Below are 19,792 nucleotides of genomic sequence, written 5' to 3' on the forward strand. Positions count from 1 at the left end.
TCGCGCCACACCCGCTACCACGCGACGACGACGGACGTCATCGGCGCCAGCGCCAGCGGCGCGCGCAGGTCGACGTTCGCGCCGGTCAGCACGTTGCGTCCCTGGCGCGCGTCCTTGACCATGCCGGCGAAGCGCGCCAGGTCCAGCTGCGTCGCCTGAGGATTCTTGTTCAGCACCACCATCACCGTCTGCTTGCCGTCGTGGCGGAAATAGACGTAGTGCCCGTCGCGCGGGATGTAGTGGGTCAGCTTGCCGTACTTGACGGCGGAACTGGTCTTGCGCCAGTTGAACAGCGTGCGCACGAGGTGCTGCATGTCGCGCTGGCCGTCCGACAGGCCGGCGCCCGTGAACGCATTCACCTTGTCGCCCGCCCAGCCGCCCGGCATGTCCGCGCGCAGCACGCCGTCGTTGCGCTCCTTCGGGCCCTGCATCAGCATTTCCGTCCCGTAGAACATCTGCGGGATGCCGCGCGTCGTCGCCATCAGGATCAGGTCCGTTTTCAGCAGGTCGACGTTGCCGTCGACCTGCGCCAGCGCGCGCGGACGATCGTGGTTATCGGGGAAGACCATCAGCTTGAGCGGATCGGCATACAGGAAGTCGGCCGCGATGGTCTCGTAGATCCTGATGAGGCCCTGGCCGCCGTCTTCCGGCGCCGCCAGCGCCTTCGGGGCCGCGTCGACGAGCGGGAAATCCATCACGGACGGCAGCCCCGAACGATAGCCGTCGCGGTTCGCGACGCCCTTCTGCCAGTACGCGACCATGTACGGGCGATCGTCCATTTCCTCGCCGACGACGTTCAGGTGCGGGTATTCCGCGGCCACGGCGCGGTTCCAGTCGAGGAGGAAGCCGGGGTCGGCATACGAATACGTGTCTTCGCGGATGCCGGACAGGTTCGCGTACTCGATCCACCACAAGGTATTCTGGATCAGGTAGCGCGCCACCAGCCTGTTTTTCTGGTTCACGTCCGGCATCGCCGCGTCGAACCAGCCATCGAAGAAGCGCGCCCTGTCTTCCGGCGCCGCGTGGATGTCCTGGGCGACCGTGTGCTGGTTGTTCGTCTGCACGTACGTCTTGCCGTGGTTGATCCAGTCGGACGCCGGCATGTCCTGCATCCACCAGTGGCCCGTGCCGATGTGGTTCAGGACGACGTCGTGGATCACGCCCAGGCCGCGCGCGTTGGCCGCCGCCACGTAGTTGCGGTAGTCCTCGTTGGTGCCGAAGCGCGGATCGACCTTGTAGTAATCGGTCAGCGCATAGCCGTGATAGGAGTAGGCCCGCTGGTTGTTTTCGAGCAGCGGCGTGGGCCAGACCATCGTGAACCCGAGGCCGCGGATGTAATCGAGCTGCGCCCGCATGCCCGCCAGGTCGCCGCCATGCCGCTTCGTCGGGACAGCGCGGTCGCTCTGTTCGCGCATGCCGGCATCGTCGTTGGCCGGATTGCCGTTCGAGAACCGGTCCGGGACGAGCAGGTAGACGGCGTCGCCGGAGTCGAAGCCGCGCCGCTGCGCCGACCCCGCGCGGCGCGCTTCCAGGCGGTACGGGTAACTGGTGACGACCTCCTTGCCGCGCTTGAACTGCAGCTTGACTTCGCCGGGCCGGGCGGTTGCGCCGATCTTCAGGTTCACGAACAGGAAATTCGGATTGTCCGTGCGCTCCACGCTGGCGATGCGCACGCCGGGGTAAGCCAGTGCCGGCGCCAGCTCGGCGATTTTTTCGCCATGCACCATCACCTGCAGGTCGGACCATTGCATGCCGACCCACCAGTTCAGCGGTTCCACGTGCTGGATCGCATACGGCGCGGCACCGGCCCACATGGCGGGCAGCCAGGCCGAGACGGCCAAAATCAGTGTCTTCATGATGTCCCCAGAGTATTTTGTAGTAAAGTAACATCATGAATCTATGAATTCAAGCCAGATATCCACATAAATGTAGTTTTATTTCCATGTGCGGCATGTCCAGAAATACAGTAAGCTGTACGCCCCATGCCGCAGACCATCCTCACGCCCGTCCATCACGAACTGATCATCAAGAAGAGCCGCTTCATCGCCTGCGTCCAGCCGATGCCGGACCGGCCCGGGGCGCAGAAGATCGTGGCGGGGCTGCGGGCCGCGCATCCGGGCGCGGCGCACGTGTGCTGGGCACTGCTGGCGGGCGGACAATCGGCCGCCGTGGACGACGGCGAGCCCAGCGGCACGGCCGGACGTCCGATGCTGGACGTGCTGCGCCACCAGGACCTGGAAGGCGTGCTGGCGACCGTCGTGCGTTATTTCGGCGGCATCAAGCTGGGCGCGGGCGGCCTCGTGCGCGCGTACACGGACAGCGTCGCCCAGGCGCTGCTGGCCGCGCAAAAGATGCCCATCATCCGCCAACGCCACCTGCGCTGCGACGCGCCCTACCCGCTCGAGGGCCTGATCCGGCGCGAACTGGATGCGGCCGGCGCCACGCTGGACGCCGTCCGGCACGCGGACGCCGTCTCGTTCGCCTTCCACCTGCCGGACGACAAGGCGGCGGCGCTCATCGCCCGCCTGAACGAAGCGGGCAATGGCCGCATCCTGTGGATCGCGGAAAACGAGGACCCGCAAGCGGACTCGGCCTGATACCGCTATCATCCGAGGCTATACCGGACATCACGACTCAAAAGCGGACTCACCTGTCGTGAGCCGCCATAATGTCCGGCTCCTCCCCCCCTGCGCGGTCTCTTTTCGCCCGGGTCGTCAATACAAAGCGAACGAACAATGATCAAGAAGAGCCTGGTTCCCCTGGCCCTCGGCGGTTTCGGTATCGGCATGACGGAATTCGTCATGATGGGCATCCTGCCCGACATCGCGACCGGCCTCGACATCTCCATTCCCCAAGCGGGCTACCTGATTTCGGCCTATGCGGTCGGCGTCGTCGTGGGCGCGCCGACGCTCGTCAGCATGCTGTCGCACCGTCCGCCGCGCAGCGTGCTGATCTGGTTCATGCTGATGTTCACGGCGTTCAACGCGCTGTCCGCGTTCGCACCCAACTTCCACACGATGCTGCTGTTCCGCTTCCTGGCCGGCCTGCCGCACGGGGCATTCTTCGGCGTCGGCGCCGTCGTCGCGACGCGCCTGGCCGACAAGGGCAAGGAAGCGGCCGCGCTCGCCAGCATGTTTTCCGGGCTGACCATCGCGAACGTGCTGGGCGTGCCGGCCGGGACCTGGCTCGGCCACAATATGAGCTGGCGCTTCGTGTTCCTCATCGTGGCCGCCATCGGCCTCGCGACGATGATCATGCTGCACAAGCTGATCCCGTATTTCGAAGCGACGCCGGGCGCCGGCCTGCGCCAGGACCTGAAAATCTTCCGCAAGCGGAACCTGTGGCTGGCGCTCGGCATCACGTCGATCGGCACGGGCGGCTTCTTCGCCTGGCTCAGCTATATCGCACCGCTGCTGACGGACGTCACCCACTTCCACGCCAACACGATTCCGCTGATCATGACGGCGGTGGGCGTCGGCATGACGGTCGGCGTGCACGCCGGCGGCAAGCTGGCCGACCGCATGCCGCCGCTGACGGCCATCATCCTGCTGCTGATCTCGATGGTTGCCCTGCTGTGCCTGAACGCGCTGCTGGCATGGTCGCAACCCGCGATGATGGTGCTGGCGTTCGCCGTCGGCGCGAATGCGCTGGCGCTGGGACCGCCGATCCAGATGCTCTTGATCGAGCACTCGCGCGAAGCGGAGATGCTGGGTTCGTCGCTGGGCCAGTCCGGCTTCAATATCGGCAATGCCCTGGGCGCGTTCCTCGGCGGGATTCCGCTGACCCTGGGTTATTCGTACGCGTCGCCGCAATGGGTGGCGGCCGGCCTGGCGCTCTCCGGCGTCGTGCTGGCGCTCGCGATGCGGGCGCATGGACGGCGTGCCGCCGTCGCCGTCCCGGCGTAATCACATCGTCGTTCCCGCGCAGGCGGGCACCCAATCTGCACGCAGATCGATACGCTTGAAACAGGTCGATATGCTTGAGTAACGTCGTTCCCGCGCAGGCGGGAACCCAATCTGCGCGCAGCTGGATTACGCTTGAAGCAGGTCGATATGCTTGAGTAGCGTCGTTCCCGCGCAGGCGGGAACCCAATCTGCGCGCAGCTGGATTACGCTTGAAGCAGGTCGATATGCTTGATACTTGGGTCCCCGCCTGCGCGGGGACGACGGACCATGCCGATATGCTTGAGTAACGTCGTTCCCGCCTGCGCGGGGACGACGGATCATGCGCTATCAGGCCTGCCGGCGCTTCCGTCTCGCCACACCCGCCACCGCCAGCCCGGCCAGCACCAGCGCCGCGCTGCCCGGCTCCGGCACATGCGCCGGGCTGTCGTTGTCGCCCGACCCCGTTTTCAGGCCGGCGATGTCGACCGCGTTGAAATAGTGGTTCGAATTGACCTGGACCGTCGAAGACCAGGTATCGACGATCACGTTGCCGTTGATGACGCCCCAGTTCGCCGTCTGCGTCGCATACGGCGCCAGCACGCTGCCGATCACGCCGCGCACGTCGATGCTCGTCGCTTCGTAAAAGTTGAACAGCACGTTGTAGCCGGCGAGCGGCTCGAAGCTGATGCCGCCGTTGTTGAAGGTTCCGGCGCCGCCGCTCACGTTGAACACGAGCGTCTCGCCCGGCACCAGCTGTTCCAGGGTCCAGCTGCTGGAATTCGCGAACAGGTCCGACGACACGTTGAAGACATCGACGCCGCCGCTCCCGTTGCCCGTCACCTTGACGCCGCTCCACAGGCGCGTCACCGAGCCGGTCGGATCGAGGTCCGACAACGCATCGGCCACGCCCTTGTAATAGCTCGACGCGGCCTTGAAATCGACGGGATTGGTCGTCGACATGTCCGGCGTCGCCGCCCACGTCAGCGCGCTCGTGCCGCCCACGTAGGCCTTGCCGTTCTCGATCGAACCGCCCTGCAACGCCAGGTTGCCGCCGGCGACGAGCGCATAGCCGTCCGTGCCGAACGCATCCTTGTTGTTGTGATTGATCGAATAACTGGAAATCGTGACATTGCCGCCGGCCACGACCGCGCCCTCGACGTCGCTCGACGGCGCCGTGAAGTCGTGGATCGCATACAGGTTCGCGCCGCCCACGGGGGCCATCAGGTTCAGCACGGCCGCGTGGGCGGAACCACCGAGAATGGCGAAAGCGAGGGCGACGGAAGTGAGCATGACAGGCCGGATGGGACGCATGATATTTCTCAATAGAAATTTTTGGTACTACACAGTACCATCATTTCCAGTATCGTTCTAATTCTTTTTAGAAATAACTGTTATCTCCATGCCATGAGCATGTGCGGCAGCCACATGCCCACCGTCGCCACGGCGATGCCCACGCCCAGCGCAAGCGTCAGCCCGGACAGGACGCACGCCATGAGCCATTGCGCGCCGGCGCCCCCGCGGACGCGGCAGACGAGATAGATTTCCAGGACGGCGAGCGGCAGCAGATATTGCGCAAACGCCAGGAAGCTCAGGAACGGTCCCCGGAACGTGCCGGGGTCGAACCCCGCGGGACCGCCGTTCACCGCCAGCCAGAACATCAGGCCGACGCGGAAGAACCACACGCCGCTGACGGCGAGGAACAGGCGCATTGCCCAGCGGCGGTGCGCGGCGACGTCGCGCACGAGGATGCGCCGCAGCGCCATCCCCGCGAACACCAGCACGAGTATGCCGTTGACGCTCGTGCCGATGTGCTGGACGAGGTCGCCGACCGCCCCGCGCCACCAGATCATATAGATGCCGGTGACGCTCGCGCCGACGGCGGCGGCGAGATAGAGCCTGCCGTTCCAGCGGTGGAACACGGGCGCCAGCGCGCGCAGCCGGGGAACCAGTTGCAGTGCCCCGCTCAGCATGATCGTGGCGGCCATCAGCAGGTGGATGCCGGTGGCGGCGTTCCCCGCGCCGTCGCCGGCCACGTGGCCATGCGTCATCACCGCATTCCATTGCCCGAAGTTCCCCCGGAGGGCCGCCCCGCCATACAGCAGCACGACATAGGCCGCGAACACGAGTTGTCCGGCCACCGTCACCACGAACCACAGCGTTGCCGCCCACGCCAGCGCCCGTGCCGCCTGGCCGTGCGCGCTGCCGGCGCGCCAGGAAGCGGTGATTGCATTACCCGATGCCATTGTCGTTCTCCTCGGATGATCGATACGGCAGTTGGCCATCGCCCCGCGCCCGGGCACAAGACGGTTGCGCGAACCATGCGACAGGCGGCGGTTTCCGGGACTTGAACGACGGTCGCGTTGCAGGTATCGTGGTTCGATGTCCCCGACGACACCTTCTCCCCGCCCCGCCAGCATCCCGCTGCCGACCGCCCGGCAGGCCGCCGTGGTCGCCGTCTTCACGTTGTCGCTGTCGTGGCTGTTGCATGTGCTGAGCGGCACGTCCTATCTCGGCGTCTTCGGCCGCATCGGCTTCATCGGCGCGGCGCTGCTGATGGCCTACTCGGTTGCCGGCGCACTGCGTCCACGCTGGATGGGGCTGGGGCCCGCGCGCCTGGCGGCGGTCGTGCTGACGGCGCCCGTCGCCGCCCTCGTCACTGCCCTGGTGACGCAGCGGAGCCATTTCATCGCCTATCTCGGCGACACCCAGACGCTGGTCGGACACTTCCTGATGGTGTTCCTGGCGATCTTTTTCGGCGTGCTGTTTTCCCTGGTCGCGATGCGCAACGAACGCAGGGAGCGCGAACGGGCCGACCGGCTCGGGGTCGAACTGGAAAAGAACCGGCTCGAGCGCGAACTGCTGGACGCGCGCCTGCGCATGCTGCACGCGCAGATCGAGCCGCATTTCCTGTTCAATACGCTGTCCAACGTCGAAGCCCTCGTGGCCTCCGGCTCCCCCAACGCGGGTCCGGTGCTGCGCCACCTCATCGCCTACCTGCGGGCCGCGATGCCGCGCCTGAACGATGCCGACGCCACCCTGGAGACGGAACTGCAACTGGTCCGCTCCTACCTGGAGCTGATGCAGCTGCGCATGCCCGACCGCCTCCAGTTCACGGTGGCGGCGCCGGCGCAGGCGCGCGCCCTGCGCTTCCCCGCGATGGCGCTGCTCACGCTGGTCGAGAACGCGATCCGGCATGGCATCGATCCCAACATCGACGGCGGCCGCATCGACGTGGGCGGCCGCTGCGACGACACGACGGGCGCGATGGTCCTGTGGGTCGACGACACCGGCAAGGGCATGTCGGAAACGGCGCAGCCCGGCACCGGCCTGTCGAACCTGCGCACCCGCCTGCACGCCTTCTACGGCGACGGCGCGCGTGTCGACCTGCACGAGGTGGTCCCGCACGGCATGCGCGTCGAACTGCATTTCCACCCTGGAGACAAGCCATGAAGCCGTGCACCGCACTCATCGCCGACGACGAACCGCTGCTGCGCGAACGCCTGCGCACCCACCTGGCGGCCCTGTGGCCCGGACTGCGGCTGGTGGACGATGCGCGCAACGGTCCCGAGGCGCTCGAGCTGTTCGCCCTGCACCAGCCGGATATCGTGTTCCTGGACATCCACATGCCAGGGCAGAACGGCATCGACACCGCGCGCCAGCTGGCACGCCGGGCCCACGTCGTATTCGTGACCGCCTACGAGCAATACGCCGTGCAGGCGTTCCAGCAGGGCGCCATCGATTACATCGTCAAGCCGATCGACGAGATGCGCCTGGCCGACACCGTGGAACGCCTGCAGCGCCAGCTGGCCCTGCCGCCGCCGGCGCATGCCGCGCTGGACGCCATGCTCGACCAGCTCGCGGCCCGGCTGGAACGACGCGGCAAGCCGGCGTCGCCGTGGCTCCAGTGGATCAAGGCGTCGGTCGGCACCAGCCTGCGCCTGATCCCCGTCGACCAGGTGCGCTTCCTGCGCGCCGACGACAAGTACACCCGCGTCGTGTGGGACGAAGGCGAAGCATTGATCCGCAAGGGCATCCGCGAACTGGCGGAGCAGCTCGACCCCGAGCGCTTCGTCCAGACGCACCGCTCCGTCATCGTCAACCTCGGATGCGTGAGCGAAGTCGTCAGGGGCATGAACGAGACGGCGGACCTGCATATCCGCGGCCATGACGAGGTGCTGCCGGTCAGCCGGAATTACCTGTACCACTTCCGGCAGATGTAGGTCCATGACCTCGGAGGTCAATTTTCCATGACCTCGCGGGTAATTGAACCCGCCCCGCCAAACCGCGACACTGTGGCCTCCACCAACACGGGAGTCCATCATGTCCGACCAAGTCCTCAAAGCCCACGCCTTGCGCGCGCTGCACGCGCCGGGAGCGCCGCTGGTCCTGTTCAACTGCTGGGATGCCGGCAGCGCCAGGGCGATCGCCGCCGCCGGCGCGCGGGCCGTCGCCACCGCCAGCTGGGCCGTCGCCGCCGCCAACGGCTACGCCGACGGCGAACACCTGCCGCGCGACCTGGCCATCGCCAACATCGGCCGCATCGCGCGCGCGGTCGCGCTGCCCGTGACGGCCGACCTGGAACGCGGCTACGGCGAGACGCCGGCCGACGTCGCCGCCACCGTCACGCAAGCCATCCGCGCCGGCGCCGTCGGGTGCAACCTGGAAGACGGCATCGACGCCGGCGGCCTGCGCCCCGCCGCCGAGCAGGCGCCGCGCCTGCAGGCGGCGCGCGAGGCGGCCAACCGGCTCGACGTCCCGCTCTTCATCAACGCCCGCACCGACGGCTTCCTGCTCGCCGCGGCGGACGCGCACGACGATGTGCTGCTCGACGCCATGCTGGAGCGCGCCCGCCTGTACGCCGCGCACGGTGCCGACGGCCTGTTCGTGCCCGGCCTCGTCGATGCCGCGCTGATCGAACGGCTCGTGCGCGCGTCACCGTTGCCCGTCAACCTGATGGCCGCCGCCGGCACGCCGCCGCTGGCGACCTTGCGCGCCCTCGGCGTCGCGCGCCTGAGCCACGGTCCCGGCCCGTACCTGCTGGCGATGCGTGCGCTCGAAGACGCGGCGCGCGGGGCCGCGGCATGATGCGCGTCCGGCTCGCGCTCGCGGCGCTGTGCTTGAGCACGGCCGCGCTGGCATCCGACCACCTCGACTCACCGAAGGTCATCGCCGATCCGCGCGTGGACATCGGCGACATCTACGCGTGGACCTCGGCCGACGGCGGCCGGCTCAACCTGGCGATGACCATCGTCGGCCACGTCTTCGACAAGGATGCGGAATACGCGTTCCACATCGACAGCGGCCCGCGCTTTCCCGACACGACGGCGCGCACCGACATCGTCTGCCGCTTCGCGTCGATGACGCAGGCGGACTGCCTGATCGGGCGCGACGAAGCGATCCAGGGCGACCCAAGCCGGCCGGCGGGATTGCTCAGCGCGAGCGGCCGCAGCCGGCTCTTCGCGGGCCTGCGCGACGACCCGTTCTTCAACAACGTGAAGGGTTCGCGCGACGCGTTCGACCTGGCGACGGCCACGCTCAAACAGGGCGTCCCGCGCGACGCCGCGGGTTGCCCCGCCTGGACGCCCGCGCAGACCGCCGCCATCCTCGACCGCTGGCGCCACACGGACGGCGGCCCGGCCCGCAACTTCCTCGCCGGCTGGACGCCGGCTGCGATCGTGCTGTCCGTGGACCTGTCGCTCGTCAACCGCGGCGGCCCGGTGCTGGCCGTGTGGGCCGACACGACGGTCGACGACGTGCGCATCGACCGCATGGGCCGCCCGCTGACGGGCAACGGCCTGCTGGCCCACCTGGGCAGCGACGAGGAAGCCGATGCGTACAAGCTCGCCTACAACGCGGCGACGCCCGACACGGCGGACGCGTTCGTGCCCGTCATCGCGAAGTCGCTCGCGCTGTACGACGGCTACGACGGCCATTGCGGCAACCAGCTCATGATCGATCGTGCGGCGCCGCCGGCGGCGCGCTACACGCCGCTGGCGAAGCTGCTGGCCGACGACCGGCTGTGGGTCGACAGTACCTCGGCCACGTGCACGCAGCTGTTCGCCGTGGAGCTGGCGGCGCTGCCGGATGGCGACCGCCGGCGCAAGGACTGCGGCGGCCGCACCCTGCATTACGATGCCGTGAACGTCTACCGCTCGCTGCTCGCCAGCGGGACGAACGATGCGATCACGGACGGCGTGCGCGCGGACGACCAGACGCATTCGGATGCGGTGTTTCCATTCCTGGCCGCACCCAACGATGCGAAGGCGGCCTACCGATGATCGCGCGCCTGCTGGCGGCGGCCGCCCTGTGCCTGCCCCTCGCGGCCGGCGCGCACGACTTCTGGGTGAATCCCGACCGCTTCGTCGTCTCGGTCGGCGCCAGCACGGGACTGAGCATGCAGGTCGGCCACGGCGACGCGCGCCGGACCTCGCCGATCCCGTCGCGCCGCATCCTGCGTTTCGCGGCGTGGACGCCGGGAGGCGAGGTCATCGACCTGCGCGGCGACGGCAAGCTCGCCCCCACGGAAGCCGGACTGCATCTGCTGGTGCTGGAAACGGACGCGAACGCGCAAAGCCATCTGCCCGCCGACCGCTTCAACGCCTACGTGAAGGAAGAAGGTTTATGGCCCGCGGCGGCCGCGCGCGAACGACAGGGCACGACGGGACGGGACGCCATCGAGCGTTACCGCCGCGTGGCGAAAGCCCTCGTGCAGGCGGGCGCGCCCGGCGAAGGCAGCCAGGACCTGGCGACGAAGCGGGTCGGCCTGCCGCTGGAAATCGTGCTGGTCGCGCCGCCGTCCGACCCGGACGGCGGCGACACGCTGGCGGCGCAGGTCGTCTTCGAGGGCCGCCCGCTGGCGGGCGCGCTGGTGAAGCTCACGGATCTCGACCACGATGCCAGGCCGGCCGCCGCGCAAGTCACGGACCGCGACGGGCTGGTGCGCCTGCGCCGTCCGCCGCCGGGCAACTGGCTCCTGAACGTGATCTGGACCACGCCCCTGTCCGGCGCCGAAGGCATCGACTTCGACACCATCTTTTCGAGCCTGAGTTTCGGCGTGCCGCCTGCCGGGTTATCATCCGGCCATGACTCCTCTTGATCTCGCTCCCGTCCCCGTCGGCCTGCTCTTGCGCGAATGGCGCGCCGCGCGCCGCCTCAGCCAGCTCGACCTGGCGCTGGACGCGAACATCTCCGCGCGCCACCTCAGTTGCATCGAGACGGGCAAGGCGCAGCCCAGCAGGCCGCTGCTGATGCGCCTCGCCGACGTGCTGGACATGCCGCTGCGCGAACGCAACGCGCTGCTGCGCGCGGGCGGCTATGCGCCGGGCTATCCCGAGAGCGGCCTCGATACGCCGGCCATGGGCCGGATCAACAAGGCGATCGCCTTCATCCTCGAGCAGCAGGAGCCCTATCCGGCCTTCCTCATGAACCGGCACTGGGACATCCTCGCGACGAACCAGGCGGCGCAGCGCATCAACGGCTTCCTGCTCGACGGACGGCCTCCCAGGCATGCGAACATGCTGCGCACGGTGTTCGACCCGGACGACCTGCGCGGCCGCATGACGAACTGGGACGATGTGGGGAGCACGCTGATCGGCCACCTGCACGCGCTGATCGCCGGTTCGCCGACGGACCTGAAGGCGCGCACGCTGCTCGACGAAGTCCTGGCGTATCCCGACGTGCCGTCGCGCTGGCGGCTGCGCGACCTGGACCGGCCGCCCGCGCCGCTGCTGACGACGGAGTTCCGGCACCGCGGCGTGGCATTGAGCTTCTTTTCGACGATCACGACGTTCGGCACGCCGCGCGACATCACCATCGACGAGCTGCACATCGAGTCGTGCTTTCCGATGGACGAGGCGACGGCGCAGTTCTGCCGCGCCGCCCGCGAAACAAACGGCTGAGCGCCGTCAGACGAGCAGCGCGCCGCCCATCGACGCGCTGATCTCGGCCGCCTCGTCGATCATGCGATTGAGGCTGTCCTCGTCGAGCAGGTAGTCGAGCGCGCTCTCGCTGTGTTCGGGCAGCGGCGCGCGCGCCGTGCCGAGCGGCGACGGCACGCTGGCGTACAGGTTGGCCAGCAGCAGGGTGTCGAGCAGGGTGGCGGGCGGCATGTGCAGCCAGGCGCCGCGCAGCTCGAAAATCGCGTCGGCGACGGGCTCGGGCAGCGCCAGCTTGCGCGCCACCTCGCGCGTGACGACGTCCTCGCACAGCTCGGCCCATTTTTCCGGGTCGTCGTCCAGCAGGCCCGGAAAACCGTCGGCGCGCGACAGCAGGTAGAAGCCGCCGACCTCGTGGACGATGCCGGCGAACATGGCCGTGTCGGGATTGACGAACGTGACGCGGCGCGCGAATACATGGGCCAGCGCGGCCACCTGCACCGTGTGTTCCCACAGCTGCTCGGCCTTGGCGCGCAGGTCCGGGTCCTCGATGCGGGCGCCGAACTGGCGCACGACGAGACTCGCGACGAGCATCTGCAGGTTGCGGTAGCCGACCCGCGTCACGGCCGAGCGCACGTTGGTGATCGGACTGCCGCCCGTGTTGAACGTCGAGGAATTGGCCAGCGCCACCGTGCGTGCCGCCAGTTGCGGCTCGCCCAGCACGAGGCGGATCGCATCCTCCAGGTGGCAATCGGGATCGTTCAGCGCGTGCTGCAGGCGCAGCACGGCGTTCACGCTGGTGGGAAAGGAAATCTCACCGCGCGCCGCTTGGGCGGCGATGGTTCCGAAGGCTTCGAGTCTGTTCACGGCCGCGATTATACCGTGCCCTATCTACCGCAAAAATAATTCGCGGCGGGGGCGCAACAACTTGTGGTAGTTCAGCAAAAAAGACGGCCGGCTACAAACGCCGGCCGTGGATGAGCTTGAGGCGGATCGTTTATTTGACCTTGATGGCGCTCTTGACGCTGGTCACGCCGTCGACGCCCTTCGCGACCTGCACGGCCTTGTCGGCCTCGTCCTTCGAATTCACGAAGCCGCTGAGCATCACGACGCCCTTGTCCGTCTCGACGTGGATGCCCAGCGAATCCAGGTTCGGCTCCTTGACGAGGCCGGCCTTCACCTTGGTGGTGATGGCGGTGTCGGCGGCGGCCAGGCGCGTCTTGCCGCTGGCGTCGCGGGTCTTGTCGGCCGTCTCGTCGGCGGTGCGGTCCATCGCGTTGTCGGTCTTCCGGGCAAGGGTCGAGCCGGCGTGCTTCGTCTTCTCGACGGCGGCGTGGGCCACTTCTTTCGTCTTCTCAACAACTGTCGCGGCCGCGGCCTTCGTTTTGTCGGCGGCGGTCGCGGCAGTGTCGCGCGTCTTTGATGCCACGTTTTCGGTCGCGTTCGCCGTGCGGTTGGCGGCGTCGGCGGCGTTCTCGCGCACGGCCGACGGCTTCGTTTCGACCAGGCAACCGGTCTTCGCGTTGGCGCCCATCTGCGCGCACTTGTCGACGGCGGCGGCCTTGGCCGGGTCGCGCGTATCGGTGCCGGTCACGAGGCCGCCGGACGCCGTGCTGCCGCTGGCGCCGCCACTGCCGCTCGAACCGGTGGCCGTCGACCGCTCGGTGCGCTCGGCCTTGGCGTCGGCCAGCGCCGCCGTGTGCACGGACTTGGCGTTGTCCATGCAGCTGTCCTTGTCGGCGCCGCTTCTGGCGTCGCAGCGGGCCTTGGCGAGGTCGTATTCGGCGTCCGCGACGCTGGTGCGCGCCCGGGCATGGCCGGTGGCCGTGTTGTTGTACTTGGCCAGCGCATCGGCTTCGGTGCGGGTACGCATCAGCCGGGCCTCGGCCATGCAGACGTCCTTGTCGTTGCCGCTTTTCGGATCGCATTTCGCTGCCGCCGCCCGGTATTCCGACTCCGCCTTGTGCGTGAGATTACGGTAGGTGGCCGGGTCGTGGTTCAGTGCCGCGGTCGGCGCCGCGGCAAAGCTCGCGCCTGCGGCCGTCGCGAGCAAGGTCGCAATCAGCGTTTTCATGGTCTTGTCCCTTGTGTTGTTTGTTGTGACAGCCAGATTTAACGCCCTGACGGACAAGACCTCTGTGCGGCACCGTACACTTGTTGGACAATCAATCGTCGCTCAGCAGGCCTTCGCGCCACAACGGCGCCACGTCCTCGAACGGCTTGCCGGCGGCGCCGAAACGGGCGCCGTCGCGGGCCAGGCGCACCCAAGCCCGGGTATCGTGGCCGTTGTGCGCCACCGGCTGGTCCTGCCTGAGCCGTTCCAGCCAGGCGTAGATGCGGCCGTAGTCGCTGGGGTGGCGGTCGTGGGTCCAGGCCAGCGCGACGAGGTCGGCATAGCCTTCCTCGCGGCGGGTCTCGCGCATCGCCTTCGACGCCGCCAGCAGCGATGGATCGGCGGCGGTCTCCTCGCCCGTCTCCACGAAGCCGGCCGGCAGCGCATGCCAGGCACCCTGCGCATAGCGCCAGCAATGGCCGATCTCGTGGGCGGCCATCGCCTCGATCAATTCACCCTGCTCGGCGGCCGGCACGCCCTCCAGCTGGCGCTCCGCATCGGGATTGCCGCGCAGCGACATCACGAGCTTGCAGCGGCCGCCGGCGAAGCCCATGGCCATCGGCACGTCGTTGGGGCCGGCCTGGGGCTGCACGACGATGTCGATGGGCAGCTTCAGGCCGCGCGCGTAGTCGAGGACGGGTAACGCGGCGCCGAGCCAGCGCTGCTCCAGCGGCGTGAGGTCGGCGGCGCATGCGGGGACGGCCTGGGCAGCCAGGCCCAAGACGGCGGCGGCGAAAAAGACTTTGGACATGGAGGGCTTCCCGATGGATATATGAAATGCCTAACGGCAATTCTAGTCCCCGTTCAACCCTCGTCCTCAGCAATATTTTCGCGCCTGTCCAAAAGCGTAATGTTGTCGGAAACGCCGCTCAGCGGTGCGCCGGCACCAGCTTGGCCGCCGTCACGAACGCCGGCCGGATGTCGTTCGGCACGGCCTTCATCTTGTCCAGGCCCTTCTGCACGTCCTGGCGGATGACGACGTAGCGCTTCATGAGGTCTTGCGCGCGGGTGTAGTCGCCCAGCGCTTCGATCGTCAGGAATTCGCGGTCGAGGTCGGCCACGGCGCCCTTGATCTTGGCAAAGTCGACCGAGAACGTGCCGTCGCCGTGCGACACGAAGCCGCCCTTGTCGAGCAGGTAGTTGACCTGGATGGCCATGCCGCGCGCGTGCGAATCGGTCAGGCCGAAGTGCAGGGTGCGGAAGGCCGACGCGAGGTAGGTGTTGTACAGCTTGCGCTCGGCCGCCGCGCCCTGCCCCAGCGAATCCTTCAGTTGCCCCTTGCCCATCATGTATGCGAGCGCCCACAGGCCGGTGACGTCGGCCTTCGCTTCCTCGATGGTCGAGTACGTATCCTTCAGGTCCTGGCGGGGCGTGGACGGCTGGCCGTTCTGCATCGTCGCGTGCGGGCCCAGGCCGTGCATGATCTCGTGCGCGAGGATGTGCGTGAAGAACGAATCGAAATCGAGGTCCTTCTGGTCGGCCGGGCGCAGCACGAGCTTCGAGATCGGCGTCAGGGTCGCCTCGAACTTGGCTTCCTGGACGTTCTTGAGCATGATGCGCTTGGAGCCGCGCTGGCGGATGATGCGCTCGTCGTTCGGCAGGTTGTACGCGGCCGTCTGCACGCCCATGTTGCCGTCGCCGGCGCCGTACACCTGGTTCACGACGACCATCGGCGCGAGCGCCCCGACCTTCGGATTACGGTATTTCGGATCGAGCGGCAGGTTGTTTTCCAGCTCCTGCATGTGCTTGCCGAAGAAATTCAGCTTGTCCGTCTCCTTCTGGTCGCGCACGTTCACGTACGCTTCGAACGCGGCCTTGTAGCCGAACAGCTCGTCGTTATACGTCTCGTACGGGCCGATCGTGACGTCGACCGGGGAATCCAGGTCCATCCACGCGAAATCGGAGGCGAGGTAGTCGTTCGAGAGGAACGCGTCGGCGCGCAGGTTCAGGAATTTTTTCAGCGACGCGTTGTCGGTGGCGTTCGCCGCGTCCTTCAGCAGCCTGGCCAGTTTTTGCAGCTCGGTACGGTATTCGTCCGAGTATTTCACGACAGTGAATTTGCCGGCCTTGTCCTTGCGGATCACCGTGAAGAACCACTGCGCCTGCTCCTTCTCGGCCGGCGGCAGGCCGTTCATCCACGTCTCCAGCGCCTGCTTGGTCGCGCCTTCCGGGTAGAAATTCGCACCGGGCGGCTTCTCGGCCGGGATCTGGATGCCGGCGTACTCCGCGGGCATGAAGGACTGGTTGCCGTCGATGATCGACCACGGTCCCTTGTTCAGCCAAAAGTAATCGCGGCGTGCCTTGCCCAGCGGCGTCGTATCCTTTTGCAGCGCGGCCCACAGCGCCTCGTTGCCGGACCAGCGCTGGCGCAGTTGCAGGATGTCGACGATCTTCGCCGCTTCGATCAGCTTGGCGATGGCGACGCGGTCGCCCGCCGACAGCCTGGCCGTATCGGCCGTCAGGTCGACGGGGGCGAAGCGCCTGGCCATCGACTGGAGCTGCGTGACGGTGGCGGGGGCCGCCGCGGTGTCAAAGGCGTGGACGTTGGTGCACAGGGTCGCTGCGGCCAGTGCCAGGGGGGCGAGGAGTTGCTTCATTGGGGTCCCTTGTGAGGTTTGCAATCTTGCGATTGTAATCCTGTTCAAGGTCATGCAGAAGAACTTGGGCCCCCGCCTGCGCGGGGGCGACGGTTATCTGCACGGGGTGACGGTTACCTGCGCGGGATGACGGTTCATCGGCAGCTTATGAACTCGTCGTTCCCGCGCAGGCGGGAACCCAAGTTTTACGCGGGCACTCAGCGCGACGCCTGCGCCACCGTCGCTTCCGGCGCCGCCTGCTGCCAGCCGCCACCCAGCGCGCGCGCCACGGACACCGCGGCCAGCAGCCGCTGCGTGCGGATCTGCGCGGCGGCGCGGTCGGCCGACAGGGAGGAACGCTGGGCGTCGGTGACGTCCAGGTAGGTCGACACGCCGCGGTCGTACCTGGCCTGCGCCACCTGCACGGCGCGCGCGGCGGCCTGCTGGGCCTGCGCCTGCACGTCGCCCTGCTGCTGGCGCTGCTGCACGTCCGACAGCGCATCCTCGACTTCGCGCAGCGCCGTCAGCAGGCGCGCCTCGTGGTTCGCGACGGCTTCGTCGTAGCGCGCCTTGGCCAGGTTCAGGTTGGCGCGGTTGCGGCCGCCCTCGAACACCGGCAGCGACAGGGCCAGCGGGCCGATCGAGAACTCGCGCGCGCTGCCCTTGGCGAGGTTGCTCAGGTTTTCCGACGCATAGCCGAAATTGCCCGTCAGCGACAGGCTCGGATAGAACGCGCCCTCGGCCACGCCCACCTGCGCGTTGAAGGCCTTCAGCGTAGCGACGCTGGCCGCGAGGTCGGGACGCTGGCCCAGCAGGCTCGCCGGCAGACCGACGGGGATCGCGGGCGGCTGCGGCAGCGCGGCGCCGGCGGCCGGGGCCAGGATCGCCTGGCTCGGCGACGCGCCCACCAGCACGGCCAGCGCGTGTTCCAGCGTGTTGCGCTGGCGCTGGGCTTCCTGGATGTCGGCCTCGGCGTTGGCGCGCTCGATGCGGGTGCGCGACACGTCCAGCTCGTTCGACAGGCCCGCGTTGAAGCGCGCCTCGATCAGCTGCTGCGATTCGCGCCGCGTGGCCAGCGCATTGTTCAGGATGGCGATGTCCGCATCGAGGCCGCGCAGCTGCCAGTACGTCGTCGCGACCTGGCCCGACAGCATCAGCATGACGCCGTCGCGGTCGTCCTGGGCGGCCAGCGCCTGGGCATCGGCGCTTTCCACGGCGCGGCGCACGCGGCCCCACAGGTCGAGCTCATACGAGAAATTGGCGCCGACGGAAAAATCGTTGCCCTTGATCGACTTGTGGCCGAACGTCGCGCCCATCGCGCTTTCGGCCGAGCTCCGCGTGTTCGCGATGCCGGCCTTCACGCCGACGGTCGGCAGCTGATTGGCGCGCACCACGCCCAGTTGCGCCTGCGCCTGCACGAGGCGCTCGGCGGCGGCGCGCACGTTCGGGTTGTCGTGCAGGGCGCGCTGTTCCAGCTGGGCCAGGGTGGCGTCGCCGAACACGCTCCACCATTCGGCCGGCAGGCGCGCGGCCTGCTGCGCGGCCTGCCCTTGCGGCGCGGCCGCGGCGTGGCGCCAGGCCGGCGCCGCCGCGCTTTGCGGCGCGACGAAATCCTTGCCGACGGTGCCGCAGGCGGAGAGCAGCGCGGCGACGGCAACGGCGACGGCGGTGTGAACGACAGGTTTGAACATAGTAGTTTTCATTCGGGTATCCATTAATCCTTGGGTTCAGTGGCCACCGCCACCGCCGCCGCCGGGCGACTTGATCTTGTCCGAGAACCACAGCGGGATGATCGCCGCCAGCAGGATGGCGCCGACGAGGAAGAAGCCATCGTTGTAGGCCATCACGAACGATTCGCGCCGCACGATGCGGTCGATGGCGCCGATGGCCTGCTGGGCGGCCGTCGCCGGGTCGAAGCCCTTGGCGATGAAGGCTTGTGTCAGCGTGTCCAGGCGGCTCTGCGTCGCGGCAGCGACCAGCGACACCGATTCGCCCAGGCGCTCCGAGTGGAAGTGCTCGCGGTTCGTGAGCGCCGTCGCCAGCAGGGCGATGCCGACCGAGCCGCCCAGGTTGCGGGTCATGTTGAACAGGCTCGAGGCGGACGTCATGTCCTTCGGCTGGATGCCGGCCATGGCGAAGTTCGACAGGGTCAGCATCACGAACGGCTGTCCGAGCGCGCGGATGATCTGCGACAGCATCAGTTGGTCGTAGCCCGTGTTGGCGTCCATGTAGGCGTTCATCAGGCACGAGACGCCGAACAGCGCGAGGCCGAACGAGCACAGGAGACGGTTGTCGATCTTCTGCGACAGGCGCGCGACGAACGGCATCACGAACAGCTGCGGCAGGCCCACCCAGGCGATCACTTCACCGATCTGCATCGGCGAATAACCGGCGATCTGGCCCAGGAACAGCGGCAGCAGGAACGACGAGCCGTACAGGCCCATGCCGATCACGGCGGACAAGCCCGTCGCGACGAGGAAGTTGCGCTGGCCGTACAGGCCCAGGTTGACGAACGGGTCGCTGCGCCAGAAATTCGTCACGACCCAGCCGAGGATGCCGATGATCGCCAGCGCCGCGAAGGTGATGATGAAGCTGGACTGGAACCAGTCCTTCGAATTGCCCTCTTCCAGGAAGATCGTCAGGCTCGCGAGGCCCAGTGCCATGAAGGCGATGCCGAGCCAGTCGGCCTTGTACAGCGCCTGCAGGTTCATGGGCTCGCGGTCGATGCCCCAGTACATGCCGGCGATGAGCAGCACGCCCGGCACCCAGTTGATGTAGAAGATCGACGGCCAGCCGTACAATTCCGTCAGGTAGCCGCCCAGCGTCGGGCCCATCGCGGGCGCCAGCGTGGCGGTCAGGCCGAACATGGCCATGCCGACGGCGCGCTTGGCCGGGGGCAGGCGCGTCATCACGAGCGTCATCGCCATCGGGATCAGCGCGCCGCCGGTAAAGCCCTGCAGCATGCGGAACACGATCATGCTGGACAGGTTCCACGCGGTGCCGCACAGCGTCGAAAAGGCGAGGAACAGCGCGGTCGTGAGCATCAGGTAGCGGCGCTGGCCGAGCGCGCGCACGAACAGCGCCGTCATCGGGATCACCACGATCTCGGCGCACAGGTAGGCGGTCGAGATCCACGAGCCCTCTTCCTGCGTGGCCGACAAGGTGCCGAGGATGTCGCGCAGCGAGGAGTTGGTGATCTGGATGTCGAGCACCGCCATGAAGGCGCCGAGCATGCCGGCCAGCACCGCGATCCAGGTGCGCGCGTCGATGCGCGCGCCGTTGGCCGGCGCGCCCGGCGGCGCGTGTGCCGCCAGCGGTTTGGTGATCGTCGTGGACATGATGCGT

The 19,792-nt window shown here is 67.9% G+C and carries 17 protein-coding genes; 8 read left to right on the plus strand and 9 right to left on the minus strand.

The features are described from left to right. Nucleotides 1-14: 14 nt before the first annotated feature. Nucleotides 15-1,856, minus strand: a complete 1,842-nt coding sequence (locus tag U9J41_RS17885; protein WP_322403519.1) for a glycoside hydrolase family 13 protein — start codon at nucleotides 1,854-1,856, stop codon at nucleotides 15-17. Between the two features lie 126 nt (nucleotides 1,857-1,982). Between U9J41_RS17885 and U9J41_RS17890 the strand changes: the two genes are divergently transcribed. Together U9J41_RS17890 and U9J41_RS17895 are read left to right on the plus strand one after the other, a co-directional pair. Continuing rightward, a complete protein-coding gene (locus U9J41_RS17890; RefSeq protein WP_322403520.1) occupies nucleotides 1,983-2,597 on the plus strand; it encodes an IMPACT family protein in 615 nt (204 codons plus the stop codon). A gap of 138 nt (nucleotides 2,598-2,735) precedes the next feature. After that, nucleotides 2,736-3,905 (plus strand): MFS transporter, encoded by a 1,170-nt coding sequence (locus U9J41_RS17895; protein WP_322403521.1) that lies wholly within the window; start codon nucleotides 2,736-2,738, stop codon nucleotides 3,903-3,905. A 327-nt stretch (nucleotides 3,906-4,232) separates the two neighbouring features. On the opposite strand, the gene U9J41_RS17900 is transcribed toward U9J41_RS17895, so the two are convergent. After that, nucleotides 4,233-5,174, minus strand: a complete 942-nt coding sequence (locus U9J41_RS17900) for a choice-of-anchor A family protein (protein WP_322403522.1) — start codon at nucleotides 5,172-5,174, stop codon at nucleotides 4,233-4,235. Nucleotides 5,175-5,275: 101 nt separating this feature from the next. Beyond that, nucleotides 5,276-6,127, minus strand: coding sequence for a DUF2306 domain-containing protein (locus tag U9J41_RS17905; RefSeq protein ID WP_322403523.1), 852 nt, complete (start codon nucleotides 6,125-6,127; stop codon nucleotides 5,276-5,278). Between the two features lie 136 nt (nucleotides 6,128-6,263). Between U9J41_RS17905 and U9J41_RS17910 the strand changes: the two genes are divergently transcribed. The 6 genes from U9J41_RS17910 (at nucleotide 6,264) to U9J41_RS17935 (ending at nucleotide 11,782) form a co-directional block, all read left to right on the plus strand. Continuing rightward, on the plus strand, nucleotides 6,264-7,334 hold the full coding sequence (locus U9J41_RS17910; protein ID WP_322403524.1) for a sensor histidine kinase: 1,071 nt from the start codon (nucleotides 6,264-6,266) through the stop codon (nucleotides 7,332-7,334). Then, complete coding sequence (locus U9J41_RS17915) at nucleotides 7,331-8,104, plus strand: LytR/AlgR family response regulator transcription factor (protein WP_322403525.1); 774 nt, start codon at nucleotides 7,331-7,333, stop codon at nucleotides 8,102-8,104. The genes U9J41_RS17910 and U9J41_RS17915 overlap by 4 nt, the downstream gene beginning before the upstream one ends. Nucleotides 8,105-8,204: 100 nt before the next feature. Continuing rightward, entirely contained in the window at nucleotides 8,205-8,969 is a 765-nt protein-coding gene (locus U9J41_RS17920) for an isocitrate lyase/PEP mutase family protein (protein ID WP_322403526.1), read from the plus strand. Beyond that, complete coding sequence (locus U9J41_RS17925; protein ID WP_322403527.1) at nucleotides 8,966-10,162, plus strand: DUF4331 family protein; 1,197 nt, start codon at nucleotides 8,966-8,968, stop codon at nucleotides 10,160-10,162. Before U9J41_RS17920 ends, U9J41_RS17925 begins: the two co-directional genes overlap by 4 nt. Further along, a complete protein-coding gene (locus U9J41_RS17930) occupies nucleotides 10,159-10,980 on the plus strand; it encodes a DUF4198 domain-containing protein (RefSeq protein ID WP_322403528.1) in 822 nt (273 codons plus the stop codon). The genes U9J41_RS17925 and U9J41_RS17930 overlap by 4 nt, the downstream gene beginning before the upstream one ends. Further along, nucleotides 10,967-11,782 (plus strand): helix-turn-helix domain-containing protein, encoded by an 816-nt coding sequence (locus U9J41_RS17935; protein ID WP_322403529.1) that lies wholly within the window; start codon nucleotides 10,967-10,969, stop codon nucleotides 11,780-11,782. The genes U9J41_RS17930 and U9J41_RS17935 overlap by 14 nt, the downstream gene beginning before the upstream one ends. Before the next feature lie 6 nt (nucleotides 11,783-11,788). Here the strand turns inward: U9J41_RS17935 and U9J41_RS17940 are convergent, their stop codons facing one another. The 6 genes from U9J41_RS17940 to U9J41_RS17965 form a co-directional block, all read right to left on the minus strand. Further along, nucleotides 11,789-12,625 carry an HDOD domain-containing protein gene (locus tag U9J41_RS17940; protein ID WP_056447205.1) on the minus strand — a complete coding sequence of 279 codons (837 nt, stop codon included), beginning with the start codon at nucleotides 12,623-12,625 and terminating at the stop codon, nucleotides 11,789-11,791. 130 nt (nucleotides 12,626-12,755) lie between these two features. Further along, on the minus strand, nucleotides 12,756-13,832 hold the full coding sequence (locus U9J41_RS17945) for a BON domain-containing protein (RefSeq protein ID WP_322403530.1): 1,077 nt from the start codon (nucleotides 13,830-13,832) through the stop codon (nucleotides 12,756-12,758). A gap of 91 nt (nucleotides 13,833-13,923) precedes the next feature. Continuing rightward, entirely contained in the window at nucleotides 13,924-14,622 is a 699-nt protein-coding gene (locus U9J41_RS17950) for an NUDIX hydrolase (protein WP_322403531.1), read from the minus strand. Nucleotides 14,623-14,740: 118 nt separating this feature from the next. Next, on the minus strand, nucleotides 14,741-16,468 hold the full coding sequence (locus U9J41_RS17955) for a dipeptidyl-peptidase 3 family protein (RefSeq protein ID WP_322403532.1): 1,728 nt from the start codon (nucleotides 16,466-16,468) through the stop codon (nucleotides 14,741-14,743). Between the two features lie 197 nt (nucleotides 16,469-16,665). Further along, on the minus strand, nucleotides 16,666-18,150 hold the full coding sequence (locus tag U9J41_RS17960) for an efflux transporter outer membrane subunit (protein WP_322403533.1): 1,485 nt from the start codon (nucleotides 18,148-18,150) through the stop codon (nucleotides 16,666-16,668). Nucleotides 18,151-18,174: 24 nt separating this feature from the next. Next, complete coding sequence (locus U9J41_RS17965; protein WP_322403534.1) at nucleotides 18,175-19,785, minus strand: DHA2 family efflux MFS transporter permease subunit; 1,611 nt, start codon at nucleotides 19,783-19,785, stop codon at nucleotides 18,175-18,177. Between the last annotated feature and the right edge of the window lie 7 nt (nucleotides 19,786-19,792).

The sequence above is a fragment of the Massilia luteola genome, from assembly GCF_034420155.1.
Lineage (GTDB): Bacteria > Pseudomonadota > Gammaproteobacteria > Burkholderiales > Burkholderiaceae_D > Telluria > Telluria luteola.